This is a genomic window from Burkholderia sp. MSMB1826 (assembly GCF_001526325.1).
In the GTDB taxonomy this organism is placed as follows: domain Bacteria; phylum Pseudomonadota; class Gammaproteobacteria; order Burkholderiales; family Burkholderiaceae; genus Burkholderia.
This window is the reverse complement of the sequence record NZ_LOYN01000044.1, coordinates 158,385-177,895: the sequence shown is the minus strand read 5'-3', so window position 1 is coordinate 177,895 and position 19,511 is coordinate 158,385. Positions and strand designations below refer to the sequence as shown.

General features: G+C 63.8%; 13 protein-coding genes and 1 pseudogene. 4 read left to right on the top strand and 10 right to left on the bottom strand.

The annotated features are described in order from the left end of the window. The 4 genes and pseudogenes from WS95_RS35170 to WS95_RS26275 all read right to left on the bottom strand — a co-directional run. Window positions 1-177 (bottom strand): annotated as a pseudogene (locus tag WS95_RS35170) (multidrug transporter); the annotation flags it as partial. Between the two features lie 2 nt (window positions 178-179). Next, entirely contained in the window at window positions 180-3,371 is a 3,192-nt protein-coding gene (locus WS95_RS26285; protein ID WP_059826938.1) for an efflux RND transporter permease subunit, read from the bottom strand. A gap of 15 nt (window positions 3,372-3,386) precedes the next feature. Beyond that, complete coding sequence (locus WS95_RS26280) at window positions 3,387-4,625, bottom strand: efflux RND transporter periplasmic adaptor subunit (protein WP_059826936.1); 1,239 nt, start codon at window positions 4,623-4,625, stop codon at window positions 3,387-3,389. 211 nt (window positions 4,626-4,836) lie between these two features. Further along, window positions 4,837-5,730: a LysR family transcriptional regulator gene (locus WS95_RS26275; RefSeq protein ID WP_059782025.1), complete on the bottom strand. Its 894-nt coding sequence runs from the start codon at window positions 5,728-5,730 to the stop codon at window positions 4,837-4,839. A 587-nt stretch (window positions 5,731-6,317) separates the two neighbouring features. Between WS95_RS26275 and WS95_RS26270 the strand changes: the two genes are divergently transcribed. Next, window positions 6,318-7,298, top strand: a complete 981-nt coding sequence (locus WS95_RS26270; protein WP_059826934.1) for an AraC family transcriptional regulator — start codon at window positions 6,318-6,320, stop codon at window positions 7,296-7,298. A gap of 60 nt (window positions 7,299-7,358) precedes the next feature. Here WS95_RS26270 and WS95_RS26265 read toward each other — a convergent pair whose 3' ends face one another. From WS95_RS26265 to WS95_RS26255, 3 genes are all read right to left on the bottom strand, one after another. After that, window positions 7,359-8,330 carry a sulfonate ABC transporter substrate-binding protein gene (locus WS95_RS26265; protein ID WP_034208831.1) on the bottom strand — a complete coding sequence of 324 codons (972 nt, stop codon included), beginning with the start codon at window positions 8,328-8,330 and terminating at the stop codon, window positions 7,359-7,361. A 277-nt stretch (window positions 8,331-8,607) separates the two neighbouring features. Further along, a complete protein-coding gene (locus WS95_RS26260; protein WP_059790278.1) occupies window positions 8,608-9,558 on the bottom strand; it encodes a LysR family transcriptional regulator in 951 nt (316 codons plus the stop codon). A gap of 276 nt (window positions 9,559-9,834) precedes the next feature. Continuing rightward, the gene (locus WS95_RS26255) at window positions 9,835-11,133 is read right to left on the bottom strand and encodes an adenylosuccinate synthase (RefSeq protein WP_034208833.1); all 1,299 of its coding nucleotides are present in this window, start codon (window positions 11,131-11,133) and stop codon (window positions 9,835-9,837) included. Between the two features lie 141 nt (window positions 11,134-11,274). Here WS95_RS26255 and gcvA point away from each other — a divergent pair, with 141 nt between their 5' ends. Then, window positions 11,275-12,180, top strand: coding sequence for a transcriptional regulator GcvA (gene gcvA / locus WS95_RS26250; RefSeq protein ID WP_059826932.1), 906 nt, complete (start codon window positions 11,275-11,277; stop codon window positions 12,178-12,180). A gap of 185 nt (window positions 12,181-12,365) precedes the next feature. Here the strand turns inward: gcvA and WS95_RS26245 are convergent, their stop codons facing one another. Continuing rightward, window positions 12,366-12,680 carry a hypothetical protein gene (locus WS95_RS26245; protein WP_059498804.1) on the bottom strand — a complete coding sequence of 105 codons (315 nt, stop codon included), beginning with the start codon at window positions 12,678-12,680 and terminating at the stop codon, window positions 12,366-12,368. A 132-nt stretch (window positions 12,681-12,812) separates the two neighbouring features. Here WS95_RS26245 and WS95_RS35165 point away from each other — a divergent pair, with 132 nt between their 5' ends. Further along, on the top strand, window positions 12,813-13,229 hold the full coding sequence (locus WS95_RS35165; protein WP_179950231.1) for a hypothetical protein: 417 nt from the start codon (window positions 12,813-12,815) through the stop codon (window positions 13,227-13,229). 1,858 nt (window positions 13,230-15,087) lie between these two features. After that, entirely contained in the window at window positions 15,088-16,404 is a 1,317-nt protein-coding gene (locus WS95_RS26240; RefSeq protein WP_034208836.1) for a replication initiation protein, read from the top strand. Between the two features lie 93 nt (window positions 16,405-16,497). Here the strand turns inward: WS95_RS26240 and WS95_RS26235 are convergent, their stop codons facing one another. Then, a complete protein-coding gene (locus WS95_RS26235; RefSeq protein WP_059826930.1) occupies window positions 16,498-17,529 on the bottom strand; it encodes a ParB/RepB/Spo0J family partition protein in 1,032 nt (343 codons plus the stop codon). After that, a complete protein-coding gene (locus WS95_RS26230) occupies window positions 17,522-18,217 on the bottom strand; it encodes a ParA family protein (RefSeq protein ID WP_006497839.1) in 696 nt (231 codons plus the stop codon). The genes WS95_RS26235 and WS95_RS26230 overlap by 8 nt, the downstream gene beginning before the upstream one ends. Between the last annotated feature and the right edge of the window lie 1,294 nt (window positions 18,218-19,511).

The following is a 19,511-nucleotide window of genomic DNA, read 5'->3' as shown; positions in this document are numbered from 1 at the left end:
GGTGGCCGCCTGGCCGTTCGCGCTGCGCGCGCCGGCCGCGCCCGGCTGCGTCGCGTAGACGCCGCCGGCCGGGTACGCCTGCGCGACGGGCGCGTCGGGCCGCTTGTAATGCGGCGCCATCGTGCACCCCGTGGCAAGGAGCGCGACTGCGATTGCAGTCAAAGCGTGTTTTTGCATCGTTACTGCCCCTTCGAATCGTGTGCGTCGTCGCGGCCGCGCTGCAGATCGGCCTGGACGAGACGCCATGCGTCGTCGACGTTTTCCGTCTCGCCGCCGAAGATCGCGCGAACCCGCACGAAGAACATCGGGATCATGAAGATCGCGAGGAACGTCGCCGTGATCATCCCGCCGATCACGCCCGTGCCGATCGCGTGCTGGCTCGCCGAGCCCGCGCCGTTGCTAACCGCGAGCGGCAGCACGCCCAGCATGAACGCGAGCGACGTCATCAGGATCGGGCGCAGCCGCAGGCGCGCCGCCTCGATCGCCGCACGCACCGGCCCCATGTTCCCGCCTGCCTGAAGCTCGCGCGCGAACTCGACGATCAGGATCGCGTTCTTTGCGGACAAGCCCACGGTCGTCAGCAGGCCCACCTGGAAGAACACGTCGTTCTCGAGGCCGCGCAGCATCGTCGCGAGCAGCGCGCCGACCACGCCGAGCGGCACGACCATGATCACCGAGAACGGGATCGACCAGCTTTCATACAGCGCCGCGAGACACAGGAACACGACGAGGATCGAGATCGCGTACAGGATCGGCGCCTGCGAGCCGGACTGGATTTCCTGGAACGACAGCCCCGTCCACGAATAGCCGATGCCTTCCGGCAGCTTGCTCGCGAGCGCTTCCATCGCCGCCATCGCCTGGCCGGTCGACTTGCCTTCCGCGGCCTGTCCCTGGATCTCGATCGACGACACGCCGTTGTAGCGCTCGAGCTTCGGCGATCCGTAGATCCAGTGGCCGGTCGAGAACGCGCTGAACGGCACCATCCCCCCCGCGCTGTTGCGCACGTACCAGATGTTCATGTCTTCCGGCGTCATCCGGAACGGCGCGTCGGCCTGCACGTACACCTTCTTGATCCGGCCGTCGGTGTCGAGGAAGTTGTTCACGTACTGCGACGCCCACGCGATCGAGAACGTCTGGTCGATCGCCGCGGCCGTCACGCCGAGCGCGTTCGCCTTCTCGCGATCGATGTCGACCTTGTACTGCGGCGTATCGTTCAGGCCGTTCGGGCGGACCAGCGCGAGCGCCGGATCCTTCGCGGCCATCCCGAGCAACTGGCCGCGCGCGGCCATCAGCGCATCGTGGCCGAGACCGGCGTTGTCCGTCAGCTCGAAGTCGAAGCCGGCGGCGGTACCGAGTTCGGGAATCGACGGCGGGTTGAACGGAATCACCATCGCGTCCTTGTACTGCGAGTAGTGCGCGAAGGTCCGGCCGATCAGCGCCTGCACCTTCTGGTCCGAACGCTGGCGATGCTCGTACGGCTTCAGCTTCACGAACACGAGGCCCGCGTTCTGGCCGCGGCCCGCGAAGCTGAAACCGTTGACCGTGAACACCGAGTCGACCACATCCTTCTCGGCGGTGGTCAGGTACGTGTTGATGTTGTCGAGCGTCTTGCCGGTCGTTTCCTGCGTCGAGCCCGACGGCGTCTGCACGATCATGAACATGTAGCCCTGGTCCTCGTCGGGCAGGAACGACTTCGGCAGGCGCGCGAACATCACGCCGACCGCGATGAACACGGCGAGATAGATCACGAGCCAGCGGCCCGAGCGCCGGATCACGTGGTTCACGCCGCCCGTGTAGCGATCGCGGCTGCGATCGAAGGTCCGGTTGAACCATCCGAAGAAACCCTTCTTCTCTTCGTGATGCCCCTTTTCGACCGGCTTCAGGATCGTCGCGCACAGTGCCGGCGTCAGAATCAACGCGACCAGCACCGACAGCACCATCGCCGACACGATCGTCAGCGAGAACTGACGATAGATCGCGCCGACCGAGCCGCCGGAGAACGCCACCGGCACGAACACCGCCGACAGCACGAGCGCCACGCCGACGAGTGCGCCGGTGATCTGGCTCATCGCCTTGCGGGTCGCCTCCTTCGGCGACAGCCCCTCCTCGGCCATCACGCGCTCGACGTTCTCGACCACCACGATCGCATCGTCGACCAGCAGGCCGATCGCGAGCACGAGGCCGAACATCGACAGCGTGTTGATCGAGAAACCGACGACGCCCATGATCGCGAACGTGCCGAGCAGCACGACCGGCACCGCGATCGTCGGGATGATCGTCGCCCGCAGGTTCTGCAGGAACAGATACATCACGAGGAACACGAGCACGATGCCCTCGATCAGCGTCTTGACCACCTCCTCGATCGACAGGCGCACGAACGGCGTCGTGTCGTACGGGTAGTGCACGACGAGACCATGCGGGAAATACTTCGACAGCTCGTCGATCTTGGCCCGCAACGCGTTCGCGGTCGCCAGCGCGTTCGCGCCGGTCGCGAGCTGGATGCCGAGGCCGGCCGTCGGCTGCCCCATGTACTTCGTGTCGAACGTGTAGTTCTCCGAACCCAGCGCCGCGCGGCCGACGTCCTTCAGGCGAACCTGCGAGCCGTCCTGGTTGACCTTCAGCAGGATGTTGCCGAACTGCTCGGGCGTGCGCAACAGCGTCGATTCGGTGATCGTCGCCTGCAGCACGGTGCCCGGCTTCGCCGGCGTGCCGCCGATCTGGCCGCCCGCGATCTGCACGTTCTGCTGCGTGATCGCGGCCGTCACGTCGGTCGGCGTGAGGCTGTAGTTGGTCAGCTTGACGGGGTCGAGCCAGATCCGCATCGAGAACTGCGAACCGAGCAGCAGCGTCTGGCCGACGCCGTTGACGCGGCTCAGCGGATCGAGCACGTGCGACGCCACGTAGTTCGTCAGGTCCTCCTTCGACATCCGGCCGTCCTCGGAGTTGAACGCGAACCACATCAGCCAGTTGCTGCTCGACTTCGTGACCTGCATGCCGAGCTGCTGCACGACTTGCGGCAGGTTCGGCGTCGCGAGCGACAGCTTGTTCTGCACCTGCACCTGCGCGACGTCCGGATTCGTGCCCGGCGAAAAGGTCAGCGTGATCGTCGCGTTGCCCGAATCGTCGCTCGTCGACGACATGTACAGGAAGTTGTCGAGTCCGCTCATCTGCTGCTCGATCACCTGCGTCACCGTGTCTTCCACCGTCTTCGCGGAAGCGCCCGGATAGTTCGCCTGGATCTGGATCGTCGGCGGTGCGATCGTCGGATACTGCGCGATCGGCATCTTGAAGATCGATGCGACGCCGGCCAGCATCAGCACGATCGCGATCACCCACGCGAAGATCGGGCGATCGATAAAGAACTTGGCCATGAAACGGACTCCCTGTTATTGCGCGCTCGACGCGGCGGCCGAACTCGCTGCGGCATGGGCCGCGGTACTCGCCGGCGCGGCGCTTGCCGGCGCGGCGGATGCGGCGTCCGCCGCCGGAGCGAGCTGCGCGGCCACGGTCTTCACCGTCGCGCCCGGGCGCACCTTGTCGACGCCCTGCACGATCACGTGATCGCCCGCCTGCAGACCGCCTTCGACGATCCAGTTCTGGCCGTACGTGCCGGTGGTCGTCAACGGACGCATCTCGACCTTGTTGGCCGCAGTCACGACCAGTGCAATTGCCTGACCCTTCTGGTCATGCGTGACGCCGATCTGCGGCACCAGGAACGCGTTCTCGTTCACGCCTTCCTCGATCCGTGCACGCACGAACATCCCCGGCAGCAACACGCGGCCCGGGTTCGGGAAGACCGCGCGGATCGTCACCGAGCCCGTGGTCTGGTCGACCGTCACGTCCGAGAACTGCAGCTTGCCCGGCTCCGAGTAGGTCTTGCCGTCTTCCAGGATCAGCGACACCTTCGCCGCGCCCGGGCCGCTCGTCTTCAGACGCCCGCTCTGCACGTCCTGACGCAGCTTCAGCCCTTCGAGGCTCGATTGCGTGAGGTCGACGTACACCGGATCGAGCTGCTGCACCGTCGACATCAGCGTCGCCTGGCTCGCCTGCACGTATGCGCCCGGCGTCACCTGCGAGATGCCGACGCGGCCGCTGATCGGCGACACGACATCCGTATAGCCGAGGTTGATCTGCGCGGTGTCGACCGCCGCCTTGCCGGCCGCGACGTCCGCCGCGGCCTGGCCTTGCGTGGCGACCGCGTTGTCGTAGTCCTGCTTGCTGACCGCGTTCGCCGCGACCAGCACCTTGTAGCGCGCGACCAGCGCGTTCTGCGTGACGAGGTTCGCCTGCGCCTTCGCCAGCGTCGCCTTCGCGCTGTTCAGCGCGGCGATGTACGGCGCCGGATCGATCTTGTAGAGGCGCTGGCCGGCCTTGACGTCGGTGCCTTCGGTGAATTCACGGCGCAGCACGATGCCGTCGACCCGCGCACGCACTTGCGCGACGAGGAACGCACTGGTGCGGCCCGGCAGCTCGGCCACCGCCGGCACGGCTTGCGGCTGCACGGTGACGACGCCGACTTCCGGCGTTGGCGGCGGCGGTGCCGATTCTTTTTTCCCGCACGCGGCCAGGAAAACGGCAGCCGTTGCGGCGGTGATTAAGCGGTATGGAACCCGTTCGACGCGCATGGAGCGACCTCTCACAATTAGACGACCTTCAATGGGAATCACCAGATCTCCTCATGGTCCTGACGCGCGGCGGACTTGCAGCTTCCTGTCCAGCGCGGATGCGGACGCGTGTTGCGGGTGTGCGTTGCACCCTGCGAAGCGTTCGTGTGCCGAACTGCTTCCGATAAAGAGCGGCGAACCCGCGGTCCGGCGGGATCGCGTTGCCGCGGGTTCAGCCTGGCCGCTGGCTCGCGGGCCGGAACGCGGCGCCGACGAATTCGATGAACGCGCGCGCGGCGGCCGGCAAACGCGCGGCGCGCGCATGTGCGAGCTTCAGCGTGACGGGCGCGAGCGGGTGGACCGGTGCAATGCGCACCAGCGTGCCGGCCGCCAGATCGGCGTCGACGAGATACGCGGGCAGCACCGTCGCGCCCATGCCGGCCACGGCCAGCCGCCGCGCCATCTCGAGATGGCCGACGCCCGTATTGCCGGGCGCCGCGCCGGATCGAATCCCGGCCGCGTGAGCGTCGTCGGTCGCCGGCAGTTCCAGCCGCACGGCCGCGATGTCCGGCCAGTCGCCCGACGCAGCCGCGCCGCCGTGCGCGGCGACGTAACCTGGCGCCGCGACCCGCACGGATTCGTACGCGGCCAGCGTATGCAGCGCATGGGCGCCGGACACCGGCATGTCATCCGTCAGGAACGCGACGTCGATGTCCTCGGCGGCCAGGTCGACGTGGGTATCGGTCAGCGTCACGGTCGGCCGCACGTCCGGAAACCGGTGCACGAAGCGATCGAGCAACGCGCTCAACTGGCTGAGCCCGAACGCGACCGGCGCGGCCACGCGCAATACGCCTTCCGGCTTGCTGCCCATCGCGACGAAGCGGCCGTCGATCTCGTCGATCGCGCCGAGAATCCGCTCGACGCGCGCGAGATACAGCTCGCCGATTTCCGTGAGCGACTGGTGGCTCGTGCTGCGTTGAAGCAGGCGTGCACCGAGGCGCGTTTCGAGCGCATCGACCAGCCGGCTCGCCATCGCCGTCGACACACGCAACCGCGTCGCCGCCCGGCGAAACCCGCCTTCTCTTGCCACCGTCACGAATGCCCGAATCGATTGAAGTTGGTCCATTTGTCCGGATTTCCCTGCGCGGACGACTGCCCGTATGCCTGCCCCCACCGCCGCGCCACAGCCGGCCCCATCGGCCCGGCCAATGCGGCGGCACCGACACCGGCTCGGCCGGGTCGGTCGGCACGCGCGACATGCACGGGCCGGCTTGCAACGGACGCAAACCGGCCTCGGCAAGCCCGATGCACGATCGGTCGATAGCAGTCCTGAGTCTTTTCCGGCGATTCGCGGGGCGACGCACGCGGCATGGCGGCGGCCGCGCGTCACGCGGACGAGGTTGCCCGCATCATCCGGGCGCGCTGAATCGCATTTCCTTCAGCAGCTGCAATGGTAGGGAAACCACCGAAAAATGGCTTGCCCGATCCTGCGATTGTTTTGCCTTAATTTCCGAATTTGTGCGCCGCACACCGCGCAACGACGACAGCACGATCGCCAATCATGCAGGTCCGGATGATCGGGCTAATTTCGGACAGGTTTAGGCAATCCCGCGCACGCAACTGGCCGTACGATGTGACCGCCGTGCCTGCACCTCGACAGCGGATCGCAGCCGCGCCCATTGCATCGACCACGCCGCCACCCGCTTACGCAACATGGAAATCGACGCCGAAACGCCGCCGCAACCGCGCCACCCGCCTGATCACGAGGCTCGGCCGCGCGCCCGGTCGCCCGCGGCCCGGCTCGCGGCGCTGATCGCCGCGTACGCGCCGCACGACGGCATGTTCGACCTCCCGCTGCGCGGCATGCGCGTCGCGCGCGCTGACGCGCCGTCGCCGCAGTGGAACCACGGCGTGCACCACGCGTGCCTGAGCATCGTCGGGCAAGGCGCGAAGTCGATGCGGGTCGGCGACGAGACGTACCCGATCGACGAATCGCGGATGCTGGTCGCCACCGCCGATCTGCCCGTGACCGGACGCGTGACCCGCGCAAACCCCGCCGAGCCGTTCCTTTACGCGCAACTCGCGCTCGATCCGCGCCGCATCGCGGCGCTCACGCCGGTGGTCTTTCCGCGCGGGCTGCCGAAAGCCGTCGACTACCGCGCGCTCGACACGCTCGACGCAACGCCCGAAATCGTCGACGCCGTCGCGCGGCTGATACAACTGATCGCACAGCCCGACGACCTCGACCTGCTCGCACCGCTGATCGTCGACGAAATCCTCATCCGGCTGCTGCGCGGCCCGTCGGGCGCGCGCGTCGCGCAGATCGGCGACGCCGGTTCGACGACTCAACGGATCTCGCGCGCCGTCGCATGGATTCGCGACCACTACCTCGATCCGATAGCGGTCGACGCGCTCGCGCGACGGGTGGAGATGAGCCCGTCGACTTTCCACCATCACTTCCGTGCGGTCACGTCGATGAGTCCGTTGCAATGCCAGAAGGTGCTGCGGTTGCAGGAGGCGCGCCGCCTGATGTGCCTGGCGGCGATGGACGCGCGGCAGGCGTGCCGAAGCGTCGGCTATGTGAGCGCGTCGCAGTTCAGCCGCGAATACGCGCGGCTGTTCGGCGACGCGCCGGGCCGCGACGTCGCGAGACTGCGCGGCGAAGCCGTACCGCTGTCGCGCGTCGCGCCATGAACGGATATCGCGACGGGTTCGCGGCTCATCGCGAACCCGCTCGTCGGGCCGGCTCCCGGCTCATGCGAGCGAGGGCGGTGCAGCCAGGCTGACGTCGACGCGCTTCGGCAGGATGCCGGCCTGATGGAACACGTCCGCGATGCGCTGCTGGTACGCGAGCGTGTCGCGGGTGACGGGCTCGACACCGAAGCGTGCGCGGCGAAACGCGAGCGCCACGGCCGGCTCCGGAATTCCCCACAGTTTCGAGAATTCGGCCGCGCCCTGCGCGCGGTTCGCATCGAGCCAGCGCTGGATCGTCGCCAGTTCCGACACGACCGCATCGAGCACGTCCGCATTGCGCTGCGCATACGTGCGTGACGCAAAGTAGTAGCCGCGGTTCTCGACGAGCCCGGTACCGTCCGCGACGATGCGCGCGCCGAACGCCTGCTGGACCACTGCGAGAAACGGATCCCAGATGATCCACGCATCGACCGAGCGATTCTCGAAAGCGGCCCGCGCATCGGACGGCGACAACCAGACCGGCGTGACGTCGGTATAGCCGAGCTTCGCGGCCTGCAGCAGCCGGACCAGCAGGAAGTGCGTATTCGATCCCTTCACCAGCGCGATGCGCTTGCCGCGCAGGTCGGCAAAGGTCTTGACCGGCGAATCCTTCGCGACGACCACGGCTTCGGCTGCCGGACCGGCCGGCGTCTGCGCGTAGTAGACGAGCGGCGCGCCGGCCGCGAGCGCGAAGATCGGCGGCGCTTCGCCGACATCGCCGAAATCGATCGATCCCGCGTTCAGCGCCTCGAGTTGCGGCGGGCCCGACGGGAATTCGGTCCACGTGACGTTCACGCCGAGTGTCGCGAGCTTGCCCTGCAGCGTGCCGCGCGCCTTCAGCAGGCTGAGCGGCCCTTTCTGATAACCGATGCGCAAAGTACGCGTAGCGGCCGTGCCAGCCAGCGCAAGGCCCGGGTGGGCGGCGGCGCCTGCCGCGATCGCCAGGCCGGCATGAAGCAGCCGGCGGCGGGTACTGGAGTATCGATCTGCCATGTCGTTTCGGGTTCGATGAAGTGGGCGCGAGCGGAGCGCGCGCATGCGATGAATCAGGTCGAACCGATTCTAAAAGGCGGCCGCCGCACGCCGAACCAACGATGTTCGATATCGAAAGCAAGCGTTTTCATAAGGACTTGACGGCAGCACGAGCAGCGTTGTCAGGAACCGTCCGTGTGCACGTGCCTTCGTTGCCCGCTTTTAACGCAGGATTCCGAATCAATTACGTCGAGCCGCAAGACGGTGCGCGGTACTCACGACACCGACCTTGCGTCTATCAGGAGTGACGGGACGGGCAGCAAGCGTTCAAAGCGGCCTCGTCGGCGGCGAGCAGCTCGGGCACGCATTCCCGCAGGAAATCGACGAACGTGCGGATCTTCGCATCGAGATACTGACGCGACGCATACAACGTATAGACCGTCAGCTTCTGCAGCCGGTAGTCGGGCAGCACGCGCACCAGTGCGCCGCTCGCGAGCGCGGGCAGCGCAGCCGGGATCGGCAGCGAGCCGATACCGAGCCCGGCGCGCAGCGCGGCGCCGAGCGCATCGGCGATATTCACCTGGAAATCGGGCACCGGCAGTTCGAACGTTTCGCGGCCGTTCGGGCCGTCGAGATGCCAGCGGTCGCGCGGAAAAAGCGGCGTGACGATCTGCAGGCACGCATGACCGGCGAGATCGCTCACCGTGCGCGGCGTGCCGCGCGTCTTCAGATAGGCAGGCGATGCGCACAACACGCTGCCCACGTCGCCGAGCCGCTGCGACACCAGCCCGGAATCGGGCAGCTCCGTCGTGCTCAACTGCAGCGACACGTCGTAGCCTTCGTCGATGATGTCGGGCACGTGCTGCGACAGCGTCAGCTCGACCGCGACCGACGGATAGCGCTCGCGGTAGCGCACGACCGCGGGGACCACGTAAGACTGGCCGAAGCTCGTCGTCGCGTGAACGTGCAACCGTCCGGACGGCTTCGCCTGCGCATCGGCCGCCTCGGCTTCCGCTTCGTCGATATAGCCGAGGATACGCTGGCAGCGGTCGAGATAGCGCTGCCCGGCGTCGGTCAGCGCGATGCGGCGCGTGCTGCGGTTGAGCAGGCGCGTGCGCAGATGCGTTTCGAGCTGCGCGACCGAGCGCGATGCATAGGCCGTCGTGATGTCCAGGCGCTGGGCCGCGCTCGTGAAGCTGCCCTCCTCCGCGACCCGGACGAAAATGCGCATCATCTGTAACGTGTCCATCGACCTGTCCCCGGGATTGTCACGTCGCGCCACCGTGCCGCCGGGGTGCCGGCGGCGCCGGCACACGCCGGTCTGGCGCGAATCGTGCGGAACAGTACAGCAGCGTTGCAGGCATGTCCAGTTCGCCGTATGCGGCCCGATCCGGATGCGGAATCGGGCTGCCGGGCCGCTCGTACATGCGTATCGAAGGTGCCGACAGGCCAACGGCAGCGGTCGGCAAAAACTACCCGCCGACCATGATCCCCCTCTCGATTGACACCCTTCGCGTCTCGCGCGTTACGCGGCGCCCGCCGCATCGAACGGATTGCGCAACACGATCGTATCGTCGCGTTCCGCGCCGGTCGTGATCATCGAAACCGGCGCACCCGCCACCGCTTCGATGCGCGCGACGAAGTCCTGCGCGGCTCGGGGCAGCGCCGCACGCTCGCGCACGCCCTTCACGGAACCTTGCCAGCCTTCGAACCGTTCGTAGAGCGGCTTCGCGCGCGACTGCGCATCGAGGCTCGCAGGCAGGTGGTCGACACGCACGCCGTCGAATTCGTAACCGACGCACAGCTCGATCGACTCGAAGCCGTCGAGCACGTCGAGCTTGGTGAGCGCCAGCGAATCGATGCCCGAGACCCTGACGGCCTGACGCAGTTGCGCGGCATCGAGCCATCCGCAGCGTCGCGGCCGGCCGGTATTGACGCCGAATTCCTGTCCGCGCGCACGCAGCGTTTCGCCGGTCGCATCGGTCAGCTCGGTGAGGAACGGGCCGCCGCCGACCCGCGTCGCATACGCCTTCGTGACACCCAGCACGTGACCGAGCTTCGCCGCACCGAGCCCGGTGCCGGCCGCCGCGGCCGATGCGACGGTGCCCGACGACGTCACGAACGGATACGTGCCCCAGTCGATGTCCAGCATCACGGCCTGCGAACCCTCGAACAGAATGCGCTCGCCTCGATCGGTCGCGTCGTTGAGGTCGGCCCAGACGGGACGCACGAACGGCAGGATCTTCGGTGCAAGCGCAACCAGCGTCGCCCGCATCGCATCGCGATCGTACTCGTCGAGCCCCAGGCCTCGGAACCACGCGTTGTGATGGTCGACGAGCACGTCGAGTTTGGCTGCGAGCTCGCCCGGTTCCGCAAGATCGCCGACGCGCAGCCCGCGACGCCCGACCTTGTCCTCGTAGGCCGGCCCGATCCCGCGCAGCGTGGTGCCGATGGGTTCGCGGCGCAAACGCTCCTGCGCCTGATCGATCGCACGGTGAATCGGCAGCACCAGCGTCGCGTTCTCCGCGATCGACAGGTTGTCCGGCGTCACCGACAACCCGAGCGCGGCCATCCGTCCGATTTCCGCGAGCAGCGCTTCCGGGTCGAGCGCCACGCCGTTGCCGATCACGCCGCGCTTGCCGCGCACGATGCCGCTCGGCAGCAGCGCGAGCTTGTACGTGCGACCGCCGACGACCAGCGTGTGACCCGCGTTGTGGCCGCCGTTGTAGCGTGCGACGAGATCGGCCTGCGCCGCCAGCCAATCCACGATGCGCCCCTTGCCTTCGTCACCCCATTGGGCGCCCACGACCACCACGTTCGGCATGTTCCGTACTCCATGTGAGAAATTCAGACACTCGTTCAGCCCAGATCGGCCGTTTGTGTGCCATATTGGCGTAGCCGGATCGCCCGATCAAACGATTAAACCTGAACCATCGTGTGAGTAAATTTCACGCGAACCGATGCAATGGCCCGACGACTCCCTCCGTTGAATTCGCTGCGTGCGTTCGAAGCCGCCGCGCGGCTCGGCAGCTTCACGCTGGCCGCCGACGAGCTGTGCGTCACGCACGGCGCGATCAGCCGGCATGTGCAGCAACTGGAAGCATGGCTCGGCCGGCCGCTGTTCGAACGCCACAACCGGCGCGTCGAACTGACCGCGGCCGGCCGCGCGTACCTCGCCGAGGTCGGCGCTTCGTTCGACCGGATCGCACTCGCCACCGCGCAGCACTTCGGCCGCGCGCAGCAGCGCGTACTGCGTGTGAGCGCGCCCGCGACGTTCTCGCTGCGCTGGCTCGTCCCCAAGCTGTCGTCGTTCCAGGTTGCGCACCCGGCCATCGAGGTGCGGCTGTCGACGTCGAACGAGCCGATCGAAAAGCTGCGCGACAAGGTCGACCTGATCGTTCGCGGCGGCCCGCAGGCCATCGATGGATACGTCGCGGAAGAATTCCTGTCCGAAGTCCGTCTGCCGGTGTGTGCGCCGAAGTTGCTGGAGGGCCGGGCGCTGGATACGCCCGCCGATCTCGCGGGCTTCACGCTGCTGCACGCGGCAACCTATCCGGGCATGTGGCCGGAATGGCTCGCCGCGGCCGGGCACCCGAATCTCGTTCCGCGGCACTCGCTCACGCTCGAGCATTTCTACCTGACGTTGCAAGGCGCGCTCGACGGTCTCGGCGTCGCGATGGGGCCGATCGCGCTCGTGGCCGACGACATCGCCGAAGGCCGCCTCGTTCAGCCGTTCAGCGAACCGGCGCTGCCGCCGTGGCGCTACTTCACGTATGTGGCGTCGGCGCGGGCGGACGACGACGCCGTACGCGCGTTCAAGGACTGGTTGAAAGCAACGGGAAGCGCAATTGCATCGGGAGGGCGGCGCTGACCGCCCCCGCATGCGTGTCGGGCATCTTCATAATAAGCAGGACTCCGAATCGAATCGCGTAAACGTGCGGAACATGCTTGTCATGCGTGCACGCATGATCGCGACGCACGCGGCAAGCCGCGGATCGAACCGTGGCTTGCCGCCTGCCGACGCTTACTGACTTACTGACTTACTGACTTACTGACTTACTGGCTTGCTGCGGCGCCGGCCTTCTTTTCCGCGTTTTGCAGATTCTGCGGATAGTTCGGATCATTGGCCGCCGGCTTGTAACCGGCGTCTTCGAGTTTCTTCAGTTCGGCGGTGTTCTTCGCACGCGCAGCCTTGTGCTCGGCCTTGCGTTTGGCCCTGGCCGCCTTGCGCGCTTCGCTCTTCGCGGCCTTGGCGTCCTGCGCAGCCGGTGCGCTGGCGGCGTCGGTCTGCGCAAACGCCGGAACGGCCGAGCCGAACAGGAAAGCGGCCGCAGTCGCAGCCAGCGTGAGTTTTCTGATCTGGATTCGCATCGCTGAACTCTCTTTTTTGATGACCATCACGGTTTGAAAAACCATCGAGATACCGCCCCTGCCCTGACCGGTCGTCATGTCGCGATCAGGACCAGAGCATCATAACCGTGTCGTAAAAAATGTGGCGCCAACGTGCTGACGGAATTGGGGATACACGTATGGGAGACGCCGTGGTTCGCGCGTTCGATGACGGGAATCGTTGGATACGCGACGACGCACGGCGTCGGCGGTTGTTTCACTGGTGGTGATATCGATACGCTGATGTGCGACGTGACTATCATCGTGCTGGCACGATCGCCGCACAGTAGTCGATCCGTGCGTCGCGTCATCGTTCGACGCGGCTCGAACGACGGTTCCTCCCATAAACGACCACGATTCGCGTGGTCGGCGATCACGGTTACGTTGTCATTGCGGCGCGCGGTGATTCGTCCGGCAATCCTTGCCGCCTTGCAATGCAGAAGGCTAGCCGTGGAGGCGCGGCTTGTTGTCGACTGGCAAGGTCCGACGAAAAATGGCGGAGGCTGTGCGAGCGGTGAAGACGTCGCATGATCGATTACGCGAACGAGCCGAAACCGACATGAACGAGCAGCGCTCGTCTGACGGATGCGCACATGGCTGCGAAAGTCTGTCCGCCCATGCGACCGTGCTTGTCGACGCATCAGGCGTCACACAGGGATACCGATCGTTTCTTGTCGCTCGGATCGACGATTCCTTATATGAACGGAGCGGCAATCTGCACCGCTTGCTGATACCTGTGCTCAGCCCGATCGGTGAGCTTTTCCGGGAGTCCGTTTTTTTAAAGGTGAGCATGTTCGGGAGTATCGTGGAAGTCGATTGCGGTGAGCCTCGGTGCCGCCGGCATCTTCACGTTGGCTCGCCACGATCGTCCGGCCCCGGACCTCGATGCGGTGGCATCTCGGTCCGAGCCCGTTTTCCTGCGGGGTCCGGGTCCTCTCGTTGCCCGTGACGGGTTCGGCATGACTTCCCGGGGGCTTCCAAAGGTAGAAAACGGACGGGACGCGGGGATGACGAACAGTTCGGCCCGGATGCCTCCGGGCACAGTTCACAGGCTAAATCTGGCGAGCGACGTCACAGGCGATCGACAAAAACTTGTCTATAGACGAGGCTGCGCGAGTACAAAAAACTTCTCGCAGGCAGTCCAGGATGATTTCGAACTGCCGTGAAGGAAAGTGACGGGATCGGTTCCGCGGGTCAATCACAGGGTACCGAGCCTGCCAGGAGCAGGATTTCGGGTCCCATAGACGGGAACCTCTATGCCGAATCGGGGGATTTCCTCCCATAAGTTTCTACGTTTGTGAGCTTGTGAGTGGGTACTCACCTCTCGGGGATGCCTTGTCAGGCAAGGCGTTATCCAGGAACAGGGCTTCAAACAGAGGCAAGTCAGCCTGAAGCGGCCGGGCTGGGCGGCTGGTATCCCACAGACGGCTCCCATTGGTAGCGGTTTATGGGGTTCGTCTTTCTGTGCAAGCACACGTGTGTTTACATCTTTGGTAAACCACGTTTACTTCTTTAACTACTTTTAGACGGCTCACAGCCTTGTCTGGTAAGGGTTTGAGCGGTGTCCGGTACCCATTTATGGGAGCACAGGTGGCAGGGTGTGGGGTTTCAGGTCTGTGGATTTGGGGTTTGGGGTACCAGGTTGTGGGGAATCCGGGTTGTGGATATGGGGCGAACGTATCCGGTTATGGGAAATCGACCGTAGATCGAGCTGGGTAGCCATCTATGGGAACACATGAAGGTAGCCTTTTCTAGGATGCATTTCTCGATCGGCAGTCCCATGTTTCCACAGCGATTTTCGTCAGGTAGCCCGTTATGGGAGATCTCGAAGGTACCCATTCATGGGATCCGTTCTCAATCCGTTCGCTGCGTTTTGCTCGATGGCCCCGTGAAGCATTCCCATAGACAGGACCAGGACCGCAGACAGGTTACCTGTTATGGGAAAAATGAATGGTTGCCGTTTGTGGGAGCGATTTCTACCGTCGGGATAGAAAGCAATACCGTCGACGGTACTGACAGGTACCCTCCTATGGGAATCGATGAAGGTAGCAAGTTATGGGAGAAACCGCGGTCATGTTGCGGGGCATCACGCATCTACCCGGCGCTCTCGATTTCGCCCATTTGCCCCCATGGACGGGTACCTTTGCGGTGGCAAATCTTGTGCCGGGTTTCTCCGGCCACCCGGGAAAGGTAGCGACTTTTGGGAGGCTTTTTGATCGAAAGGTAGACGGATATGGGGTCCCGCACAAACAGAACAAGCTGCATTTTTCCTTCTGTATCAGTCGGTTAGGCGAGATATTGAAAGTGATGCTGGAATAAGGGCGTTGCTCCGCGGCACGAAAAGGTATAAAGTCCGATTTCAATAAGGCAACCTTACCCGGACACCACGATGCCGCGCAAGCCCGCAAGCAAAGGCTCAGATAAACAGGTTTCGCTGTTTCAGACACCCGAGCCTCCCGACTTGCTGCGCAAGGCGGTCCAGGCGATTCATATCGCGCCGAAGTCGGGAAAGATCGGTCTGCAGCAGCGCAAGATGTTCAGCTCGTTGATCAAGAACGCGCTTCGGCAGGAGGCGTTCGAACCGGGCCGGACGAGCTTCTCGATCTCGATCGCGTCGCTGTCGCACGAGAGCGGATTGAACAGCAACAACACGAAGTACGTGAAGGACACGGTCAACTCGTTGATCAGTACCGTCGTCAACTGGGACTACCTGGCCGCGGACCGTTCGACGGTCTGGAAAGCGTCGGGCCTGCTTGCCGGCGCGGAACTCGAGCAATCGGTGCTGAAGTACAGCTTCTCCGACCAGATCCGCAGCGAGCTGCTCAATCCCGAAATCTACGCGTTGATCGATATGCGAATCGCTCGCGAGTTCCGGCGGTCGCACTCGCTCGCGCTGTGGGAAAACACCGTGCGCTACGAAGGGATCGGCATCACCGCGAAGATTCCGCTGCCGAAATTCCGCGACCTCATTCTCGGCCAGGACAAAGCATCGCAGTCGTACAAGGAATACAAGCTGTTCAAGAGCAAGGTCCTGGTGCCGTGCATCCAGGAGGTGAACGAAGTATCGGACCACACGCTCGAGCTGATCGAACACAAATCCGGCCGCAGCGTGGAAGCGGTGCAGTTCAAGGTGACGCGCAAAGAGAGCACCGATACGGTCGAAGACGGCGACGTCAAGAACGAAGCGCTGGTCGACGAGGTCGCGAAGTTCGGTATTCCGCGCTCGGAAGCGCGCCGGCTGATCACGCAATACGGCGTGCAGCGCATCAAGGCGGCGATCGCCTATACGCTCAATCGGACTACGAAGAAGAATGCGGCGCCCGTCGACAACGTGGCCGCGTATTTCCGCAAGGCCTTGACGCACGGTTACACGCTGGCCGACGGGCAGGGAACCGAAACGGTCGCGCCGGCGAAGGAATCCGCGCAGAGCAAGCAGGAACAGATTCGCGACAAGTATCTGGCGGCGAAGGTCGAGGAAGCCGGCGCGTATTTCCGCGAACTGGAGATCGACGACCAGACCAAGCTGATCGAGCGTTACAACGAGACGGTGGCGGGTTCGAAGGACTTGACGTTGTCGCCGAAAAAGAAGGCGAGCAAGCTGGCGCAGACCAGCTTCTTCCGATGGCTGGCGCTCGACACCTGGGGTGAGCCGACCTCGGACGACCTGCTGGAATTCCTGCTCAAAAGCAGCCTCGCAGGCAACTGAGCGAGGCCTCGCTGTCGTGCGCCGTGTGCCGGACCGTCGTGCGGTTCGGCTTCGCGGCGCAGCGCGGAGGCGAGGCCTTGTGCCGGTGGCGCGTTACTTCGACGTGGCCGTCGCCAGATCGGCGACGTACGCGTCGATGACGGTCTTGAGCTTGTCGGCAAGCGCTTCCTGGTGGGATGCGTCGACTCCCTTGAGTTGCAGGTCCAGACGCCCGTCCGGATAAGTCTTCAACTGGCCGATCGCGCGCGATTCGAGCGCGAAGTCATGGCGAACGCTGTAGCGCGTGCGTCCGGCTTTCTTGGCGCCGTCGCTCTGCGTCCGCAGGAAATTCTCGAGATCGCGGACGGATTTCTTCCGGTCGATCACGGCCGTCAGCAGCCGGTCGGCCGTCGGCTCGCCCAGACGTTCGAAGATCAGCTTCAGGAAGTACGCGGCCTGCAGACCGACCACGTCGCTCGCACTGGCCATCCGCTCCAGCAGCGTGTTCGGCAACGCATTCAGCGACAGCGTCTTGCTGATCGATGCCTTGTCCTTGCCGATTTTCTCCGCCAGCGTGTTCTGGTCGGCAAAGACTTTTTCGTCCAGGAGGCGTTTCCACGCGACCGCATCGTCGAAGATCGTCTGGCGTTCGTGGTCGTGGTTTGCCCGATACGCGATCGTATAGAGCTGCTCGGGCGTGTGATCCGTGCGGAACGTCGCATTGATCGTTTCGTCGCCGTTGATGCTCGTCGCACGCAGCCGGCGTTGCCCGTCGATCACGACGAGCTTGCCGGGAAATTCGGGGAGCCGCGTGACCTTGATCGGCTCGATCTGCCCTTCCCGTTTCAACGTCAGTGCGAGCTCGTGCAGGCTCGATTCCGAGTAGAACACGCGCGGGTTGAAAGGGTTCGGGATGCAGTCCCTGACCAGCACCTTCTGCGGCGCGCCCAGATCGGGCGTACCGGCGGGCGCGGTTGCTGCCGGGGCACTGGCGGGCGTCGCTTCGACGACGGCAGCCGATGCGGCCGCCGGTTCGGGCAGCCGCGTCTCAAGCGCCGCATTTTCCTGCGCGAGCCCGCGCAACAGGCCGGCTGCCAGATGCAGGTTGCCGGCCGGCTTCTTGTCTTTCGAGGTGTCCTTAGCCATGGGCAGCTCCGGTAGCGCGCGTCGACGCGATGTATTGGGCCATTTCCGTGACCAGCTTTTCGATTTCCGCGCGGGCTTCCTTCAGGCCCTTCAGATATCGATTGTGGTGATGGATCGTGGTGCCGAGTGCGAACGTCTGACGATAGACCTCGCGTTGCGCGATCTGGCTATCGAGCAGATGCTCCCCTATTTCTTCAGCTCTTAGAATTTTTAAAATTTCTTCACGCATTTTAGTTTTTCCATTGACGCTATTCAGCATTAATGCGGAAGAAAGTTGAGGATTTCGAACGGCGCGCATTGACTCGATCATGCGGATCATCGCGACGGTGCTGTACAGATCGGCCGGCGACGGCGAAAGTGGCACGAGGCAGAAGTCCGCCACTTCGAGGACGGATGCAATACGCGGATCTTCGAGGTTGCCGGGGCAGTCGACGACGATCACGTCGAAATTTGCGTCCTGCTTCTTGATCTCGCCGCCGATGCCGCGACCGGCGGGCGCCAGCGATAGGACCGTCATCGGGAGTGTGTTCTCGCCACTCGTGACCCAACGGACAGAAGTGCCTTGGGGGTCGGCATCGATCAGCGCGACCTTGTTGCCGCCGGCTTCGAACGCAGCCGCGATATTGACGGAGATGGTCGTCTTTCCAGTTCCACCTTTTTGATTACTGACGGCGATCTTGAAAGCCATTGAATTTCTCCACGGAGTTTTGCGTAATATATGTAGTTATTCATGAAATGTCCAGAAAAGTACTCGAGATCGCGGACGTTTTATTGGTCGTTGTGGTTGTTACGTGACAAATAGGCCAGATGGCCAAGACGCTATTCGTAAGCAATGGCGTGATAAAGGCGCTCGATCATGATTGAGAAAAACATAAGTTGGAGGAATACAACTTTCTTCGACATTGATAGTGAAAACATTGCACGAGTACTTGGTGCCTCATCGTGCGTTGATTTCATCCGCGGCTCGATACGGATCCGAGCCCTTGATGTTGTCGAGAGTGTGAATAGTTGTCACGTGACAAGCCGCTGAACACCGGCTTCCTCCAAGGACATACGTCTCGAGGAATCTTCGATGCAATTGCGACTCGAACGGGGAGAAATCGCTTTGTCCCAGTCCTAGTGCGCAGCCCATGACCGCATATGCTTATCCGGCAACGAGATGAGTTGTCACGTGACAAACGCAGCCACCCGCACCCTCTCGGCGCTACTTCGCGATCCTCAAAGGAGTTGTCGCGGCTGGGCCGATCTTCACTATGCAACAGGCATATGCTCAGAAAAAGCTGTCGTCGATCGCTTTAGGTCCGCCGAGCCCGTCAGTGAATCGGCGAGTTGTCACGTGACAACAGGAGCCGATGTTTGGAAGCTCACACAGCGGGAGGCAAATATGAAGCGACGCGCAATCGACCTCTGGCTTAGCGAGATCCGGACAAGACCGGACGTTTGACTCCTCTATCGTCGCGCGTGCGCTCGCGTGCTGAAACAATACCGGGGCGATTGTCGTGGCATGCTTCAAACGGGATATCGCAATGGCAATGATGTGTCCCTATTTAGTGAAAGGGAGTGGGCGTTGTCACAGGCGCCGATCGGTAGGGCAGGGGATAGCTTCGTTACAGGCAGTGGTGCTCTGCGCCCGAGGACTGCAAAGTGTCGAGATTGCCGCGCATATAGGCTGCAATTGGCGCCGAATCAGTGTGTCAGATCGGCGGGACAACCCAAACGGGCCGGGTCGTGAAACATTCTCTGAAAATTGCAGTCCGCCAGAAATCCTTGTACGGCAATGGCTTGCGCCACATTCTTCATGTTGTTTCACGCAAAATGAGCGCTACGGCGCCTGGAAATGGGGGCGTATGCTATTTCAGCGCACCGACGGAGAAAGTTGGTGAGATCGCGTGCGGATTTGTTCTTATCGGTACGTGATTTGTGGTTTTTGATACATTTCTCGACAGACGCCGCAGAAAGTTGTCGATGTGCCGGAAGGCCGA